Raw genomic sequence first — 5,572 nt, 5'->3', positions numbered from 1 at the left:
TGGCGCAGGCTGCTGGTGCGCCTTGCCTTCCTGATTTCACTCGGCATCGCTGTCGCGCTGGATTTTGGGGGGCTGTTCTTTCTCATCATGATCGCGCCGGTGCTTGTGCTCTTCTACGCTGTCTTCGGCACGATGGGACGGCAAGTCGCACGCCGGGCGGGACCAACGACATCCGGAATAGCGCTTGGATTGGTGCTTGCATGGGCTTTGGGGGTCAGTTTCCCCTTGTTTGTCGGGATATAAAGCACTTTGTGTACAACAGTACACCAAAATGCATTCCCTTTCGAAGTCTGTTCCACTAGTGATGTGAATCAAACGCGTGCGGTTCTTTTCATGTAGGCCGCTTGCCTATGCAACACGACCAAGCCACGAGGATATGCGCATGTCAGACCAGACCCTTCCCGATATCATCTACACGAAAACCGATGAAGCACCGCAACTGGCATCCGCCTCTTTGCTGCCGATCCTGCGCAGGTTTCTGGGCGAGGCAGATATCACCATCGGCACCAAGGATATCTCGCTTGCAGGGCGCATTCTGGCATCATTCCCGGAACGTCTGACAGATGCGCAGAAGGTGTCTGACGATCTGGCCCTGCTGGGCGAGGTCGTGAAAGACGCAAGCGCCAATGTGATCAAACTGCCCAACGTGTCGGCCTCTGTGCCACAACTGGTGGCGGCAGTGAAGGAATTGCAGGGCCAAGGCTATGACATTCCCGATTACCCCGAAAACCCGCAGACCCCTGATGAGGTCGAGGCGCGCAAGCGTTATGACGCCGTCAAAGGGTCTGCCGTGAACCCAGTGCTGCGCGAGGGCAACTCCGACCGCCGTGCGCCATCATCGGTCAAAGCCTATGCCCGCGCCAACCCGCACCGCATGGGCGCGTGGTCCAAGGACAGCAAGACCTGCGTGTCCACGATGGGCGCGAATGATTTCTATTCGAACGAGACCTCGGTCACTTTGACCGAAGCGCAGGCCGCAGGTCCGCTCAAGATAGAACACACGGCCGCCGATGGCACTGTCACGACACTGAAAGACGGCATCACAATGCCGGCGGGCACGATTGTGGATGCGACCTTCATGTCAGCCAAAGCGCTCAAGGCGTTCTACCACGCGCAGATCGAAAAGACGCTGGCCGATGGCACGCTGTTCTCATTGCATCTGAAAGCCACGATGATGAAGGTCTCTGACCCGATCCTGTTCGGCCATGCAGTTGTGGCCTATCTTCAGCCTGTCTTTGACCGTCATGCCGATGCTTTCGCCGCCGCTGGTGTTGGCCCGAATGCGGGCTTTGGCACGATGTTTGATGCGATTGCCAAAATGCCGAACGGCGCCGAGATCAAAGCCGAGATCGACGCGGTGCTGGCCGAACGCCCCCCGCTTTACATGGTGAACTCTGACCGTGGCATCACAAACCTGCATGTGCCCTCTGACGTGATCATCGACGCCTCGATGCCTGCGGTCATCCGCGCGGGCGGCAAGGGCTGGGGCCCTGATGGTGCAGAGGGGGACACAAACTGCGTGATCCCTGACAGCTCATATGCACCGGTCTATGAGGCCTCGGTGAACTTCTGCAAAGAGAACGGCGCGCTTGATCCGGTAACTGCCGGGACTGTGCAAAACGTTGGTCTGATGGCGCAGAAGGCCGAAGAATACGGCTCTCACCCCACGACATTTGAAATCCCGCAGGACGGCACCGTGCGTGTCATCGCAGGCAACGGTGACGTGTTGCACACACACGAGGTTGAGGCGGGCGACATCTGGCGCATGGCCTCTGCACGCCGCGCACCGATTGAAAACTGGATCCAGCTTGCGATTGACCGGATGCAGGCAACGGGGTTCGAGACCATCTTCTGGCTTGACCGGAACCGCGCGCATGATGCGGAGCTACTGAAATACGTGGAACCGGCCTTGGCCAAGGCGGGTCTGACAGATGCCGTAAAAATCATGGCCCCGCGCGAGGCGACGACACGGTCGTTCGAGGTGATTTATCAGGGCAAAGACACAATTGCCGTGACAGGCAATGTGCTGCGCGATTACCTGACCGACCTGTTCCCGATCCTCGAGGTCGGCACATCGGCCAAGATGCTGTCGGTTGTGAAACTGATGCAGGGCGGCGGTTTGTTCGAAACCGGTGCCGGTGGGTCCGCGCCCAAGCACGTCGAACAACTGGTAAACGAAAACCACCTGCGCTGGGACAGCCTGGGTGAGTTCTGCGCCTTGGGTGAAAGCCTGCGCTTCCTTGGTAATGCGCAAAACAAAGCTGCGGCCAATGTCTTGGGCAATGCCGTGGATGCCGCGACCGAGAAGCTTTTGTCCGAGGGTCATTCGCCGCAGCGTAAAGTGGGCCAACCCGACAACCGCCACAGCCACTACTGGTTTGCGCGGTATTGGGCCGAGGCATTGGCAGCACAAACGGATGACGCCGCAATGGCGGCAAAGTTTGCGCCGCTTGCAGCGGAACTGGCGCAAAACGAGGCGGCGATCCTGAGCGAGTTGTCACAGGGTCAAGGCACACCGGTTGATCTGGGTGGCTATTATCACACGTCAGAGGACCGCGCTGCCGCTGCGATGCGCCCATCGCCGACACTAAACGCGCTGATCGACTAGGCCAGAACAACTTCGGGGGCGGTTTGTTCCGCCCCCAGCCGTGTTGATGACGAACTAATCCCGACCCTTTTGTTGTCGGTCTTACCGCTTTGCATGATACCGCGAAAAGCGACTTGCTGGCGCATCTCCTCCCAGACTCGGATGATGGAAAGGGCATATCGCTCGAACGCGCGGCCCGCGTGGGTCAACCCGGCCCCAGCCCAGAAGCGCGTGGGCATCGGAAACCGCTCAAAGTTGGGATATGCTCAAGCGATAGATCGCCCCTACGTTCCGTCATGCGATTTGCTGATGACCAGCGTGAGGCGACAGGTGGCGGACTTGATATCGCCCTCAACAGGCGCAAAAGGAACCGCATGAGATTTTCTGACGCATTCTACCCCGATCAGCCCGTGGGTGCCAAAGAAGAGTGCCATTGTGAACCAGCACATATTTGATGGCTAGACGCAGATCTGCGCGGGTCTAGCTTAATGTCGGAAGGCGCGATTGAAGGGGTTCTGCCCCTATGGATAGGAAGGGTGATGCGCAGTCCCGCAAGCGCACGCTATCCAGCTGGCGATTTCTTCTTTCGTCGCGCCAATAAACCCTGAAGCAGTGTCTGCATCGAAAAAGTGCTTCGCCGGGTCGAAAACACGCGGCGCGCGGGCCATGCTTTCCTTAATCCAAACGGCAGCAATCTGTTGCGCCTCATCAAGCTCTGCAATGTAGTACGCCATAAAGCCCCCCAGCCATATTTCTTGTAACACGACTGTGACGCTATTCAGATGTCGTCGATTCGGCAAGTTTCGACTGTTCGTATCAGATCGCCAAACCAAGGTCGCGCAAAGCGCCAAAGCCTTTGGGTATGTCGGCCTTATTGTGCAATTCCAAAACCAGATGCGGGTCACTGTTGGAAGCGGCCAAGGCGCGGAACACCGCAGTCCATTCAATCTCGCCCTCACTCGGGGCCCAGTGCCGGTCCGCATGGCCATCAACGTCTTGCAGATGGACATGTGCAAGCTGCGCGCCGGCATCGGCGACAAAATCAGCAACAGGTGGTGCGCCTGCCATGCGTCGCGCAAGCTGCGCATGGCCCGTATCAATAGACAGCGCGATGGCCGTGGATCCGAAACTGTCCACCAATGCGCGGCGGGTTTCGGGCCGCACATCGTGAATATTCTCGATTACCAGTGTGATGCCCATGTCTTGGGCGGCGCGCACGACCGGGCCCAGAATTTCATGAATGCGTGCAAGCTTCTTTTCGGCGTAATCGGGAATGCTAAAGATATTGTTCTGATACCAAGCTGTGTAGGGGGAGTGCAGAACCATCTGGCGCGCGCCGATACGGTCTGCCGCCTCTAAAGCCTTCAAGAACCGCGCCGTGATGAGCGGACGCAGTTCGGCATCTTTATTGTCGATATCCAATCCCTCAAAGGGGCCGTGAATACCTAACCTTCCCGTGTGACCATCAAGGGCTGTCTTGGCTGCGGCGACGCGATCTTCAAACCCCGTCGTCAAAGCGGAATAGGTCATGAAATCCTGCAGTTCGATATCGCGTGCTGCATCGAACAGCCAGTCGCGGTGGTCATCAATCTCAGGGATGGTCAGGCAGGCGCCGATCTTGAGCGGGGTCATTTCTGTGTGTCCTCGGGTCGGGAATGAACATGTAGGTTGCCATCGCACAGCAAAGGCACAGTGCCATGACAGCAAAAGACCACCATCCCCCATAAGTCTGCGTGGCCCATGCAAAAGCAAAGGGCGCAGAGGCGTTGATCCCCATCTGCACAAATGAAATCCAGCCAAGCCGCGCGCCATACCCTTTGGCACCAAACAAAGCCAATGGCAGTGTGCCGCGGGCAATCGTCTTGATCCCGTCACCCATCCCGTAAAGTGCGGCGGCCAGCAAAAGCCCTGGCAGGGTAAAGCCAAGCGTCAACAGGACGACAAAACCGGAAAACATCAAGCCAAGGCTGAGGGCATAGGTCACAAGCGGGTACATATTCTGACTGACGAGCATCTCGAAGAACCGGCCTACCGTCTTGAACGGTCCAATCACCGCCCCTGCAAGAGCGGCCATGGCAGCCGTATGTCCCAGATCCTGCACGTTGGTCACCCAAAGCGTCATCACGGCACCCATCAGGTAGCCCGAGAAGATGAACGATACGACCATCCAAAGCATGGCCTGTCTGCGCAGCCGTCCAGACAGCTCGGGCCAGTCCGGTGCGTTGTCAGGCTTGGGGGCGTCCGCCGCGCGTTCGCGGCCGCGCAGAACGAAAAAATGGATCGGGGTGCAGATCAGCAGGGCACTGAACCCGAGGATCACCCAGGTTGTTTCCCATCCGTAGCGATTGAAAAGCGCAAGTGTTAGCGGCCAGTAAATCGTGGACGCCACACCACCAAACAGGGTGATCACAGAAATCGAACGCTGTGGCGGAACGGTCAGATCCAACCGCGCGACACTTGCAAAGGCCACGTTATAAAGGACGAACATACCTGCCCCTTCGGCCAGAAGTATGAGTGCAAAAAGCCCGATCCGGCTTTCGACCTGGCTCATTGCCATCACTGCCAGACAGGCCACAATCGTGCCAAGCGTCATCACCCAGCGCCCACCGAAACGGTCCACCAGTTTGCCCGCCACAGGCGAGACCAGCCCACCAAAAAACAGACCCAATGACAGGATGCCAAAGACTTCTGACAAGGTAAGCCCAAGGTCCTTGGCCATTTCCGGCAGCAACACGGCATAGGCGTACATCAATGTGCCGTAGCCCATGATCTGTGTAATCCCCAACCCGATTGCGGGCAGGTAGTCGCGATCAATGCGCAGCAGGGTCATGCAACCTTGTTGCCTTGGCTCCACACGCCCCGCAGCAGCGGTGTTTGGCCAATTTTGCGTACCCGCAAGACATCACCGCGCAAACCTGTCTTCAAGGCACCACGATCATGCAACCGCACAGCCTTGGCAGGGTTGGTCGTCACGGTCGCAATAGC

At 58.0% G+C, this 5,572-nt stretch carries 5 protein-coding genes and 1 pseudogene; 2 read left to right on the top strand and 4 right to left on the bottom strand.

Annotated features, from left to right (window positions below):
• Both VGP75_RS10830 and VGP75_RS10825 read left to right on the top strand, forming a co-directional pair.
• Nucleotides 1-243, top strand: a pseudogene (locus VGP75_RS10830) (alpha/beta hydrolase); the annotation flags it as partial.
• A gap of 139 nt (nucleotides 244-382) precedes the next feature.
• Nucleotides 383-2,608 (top strand): NADP-dependent isocitrate dehydrogenase, encoded by a 2,226-nt coding sequence (locus tag VGP75_RS10825; RefSeq protein WP_327543677.1) that lies wholly within the window; start codon nucleotides 383-385, stop codon nucleotides 2,606-2,608.
• Here VGP75_RS10825 and VGP75_RS10820 read toward each other — a convergent pair.
• The 4 genes from VGP75_RS10820 to VGP75_RS10805 all read right to left on the bottom strand — a co-directional run bounded on the left by VGP75_RS10820 (nucleotide 2,605) and on the right by VGP75_RS10805 (nucleotide 5,417).
• Entirely contained in the window at nucleotides 2,605-2,733 is a 129-nt protein-coding gene (locus VGP75_RS10820) for a hypothetical protein (RefSeq protein ID WP_327543676.1), read from the bottom strand. The two genes, VGP75_RS10825 and VGP75_RS10820, sit on opposite strands and share 4 nt — an antisense overlap.
• Before the next feature lie 375 nt (nucleotides 2,734-3,108).
• Nucleotides 3,109-3,321: a hypothetical protein gene (locus VGP75_RS10815; RefSeq protein WP_110280886.1), complete on the bottom strand. Its 213-nt coding sequence runs from the start codon at nucleotides 3,319-3,321 to the stop codon at nucleotides 3,109-3,111.
• 82 nt (nucleotides 3,322-3,403) lie between these two features.
• A complete protein-coding gene (locus tag VGP75_RS10810; RefSeq protein ID WP_327543675.1) occupies nucleotides 3,404-4,219 on the bottom strand; it encodes a sugar phosphate isomerase/epimerase family protein in 816 nt (271 codons plus the stop codon).
• Nucleotides 4,179-5,417, bottom strand: coding sequence for an MFS transporter (locus VGP75_RS10805; protein WP_327543674.1), 1,239 nt, complete (start codon nucleotides 5,415-5,417; stop codon nucleotides 4,179-4,181). The genes VGP75_RS10810 and VGP75_RS10805 overlap by 41 nt, the downstream gene beginning before the upstream one ends.
• Nucleotides 5,418-5,572 lie beyond the last annotated feature (155 nt).

It is taken from the genome of Yoonia sp., from assembly GCF_036007805.1.
Taxonomy (GTDB): Bacteria; Pseudomonadota; Alphaproteobacteria; order Rhodobacterales; family Rhodobacteraceae; genus Yoonia.
The sequence above is the reverse complement of the archived record's forward strand: the minus strand, read 5'-3'. Positions and strand labels throughout refer to the sequence as shown.